Origin of the sequence: Pseudanabaena biceps PCC 7429 (assembly GCF_000332215.1) — a bacterium.
GTDB classification, from domain to species: domain Bacteria; phylum Cyanobacteriota; class Cyanobacteriia; order Pseudanabaenales; family Pseudanabaenaceae; genus Pseudanabaena; species Pseudanabaena biceps.
Genome location: NZ_ALWB01000444.1, coordinates 1 through 853, shown reverse-complemented (window position 1 = coordinate 853; position 853 = coordinate 1). Strand labels below are relative to the sequence as shown.

Below are 853 nucleotides of genomic sequence, written 5' to 3'. Positions count from 1 at the left end.
GCTCAAGGTAAATCTGTCATTGATTTTTTCCGTCAAGCTTTAATTGATCCTTCTTCTATTTCTCTCATTCCTATTCTTACCTGAATTCTTACATCTTACGATTATCTTTCAAGGGCATGATGAAATCTTTGTTTTGCTCTCCTTTGATGAATCTCATATTTTCGGATGAAGCAAACCAGCTATCATTGAGGACATAACGAAACTGGATTTGATTTTTCATCGCTTGGGCTACTAATTCTCGAAAATATTCGTTTTTTCCTTTCTCACTCCTACGGTTTGTTTTTCCTGTTTTTTATTGACATAATATTCGGTCTTGGTAATTAGCTGATACCCCACTGGTATGGCTATATCTTGATTGCTATACAGGCTTGTTAAAAAGTTGATCCCTTTTACTTGCCGATCTTTACTGTGGTCATAGTGCCAACAGATTTGGGCATTTTCGTCTGTATAGGGTTTCTCCTCGATACTGTCATCTATGATTAGGACTCCTTCTTCACTTTCAATTTTCCGCACATACGGTTTTACTTTTACCCAAAATTCGGCTGATGTTCTTTCTTTGTGTGCCAGCCATTGCGTCACTTCGTCATGATTGATATCTCCCTTCAATAGTTTAGCTAATCCTGTTGCAGTTGTTGCTCCAAAAGAACTAATTAGATAGTCACTATAAAGATCTACTTAGTACAGGACAAAAAGTTGCAAAAGTAGACAGGAAGGGGTTTTATAGAAGATAACCACATCGGCTATAACCCCCCCTATGAAAGAGATTAACCTATTCCGCGAAATGTTGCAGCAACATCTGCAATGGAATGCAGCAAGACTTGCCTTTGTGTCAACATTCTTGATCGCTCTAATG

Annotated in this window: 1 protein-coding gene; it reads right to left on the bottom strand. The window is 38.0% G+C overall.

Annotated elements, in window-relative coordinates:
• Positions 1–231 precede the first annotated feature (231 nt).
• Positions 232–606 (bottom strand): transposase, encoded by a 375-nt coding sequence (locus tag PSE7429_RS23035; RefSeq protein WP_009629819.1) that lies wholly within the window; start codon positions 604–606, stop codon positions 232–234.
• Between the last annotated feature and the right edge of the window lie 247 nt (positions 607–853).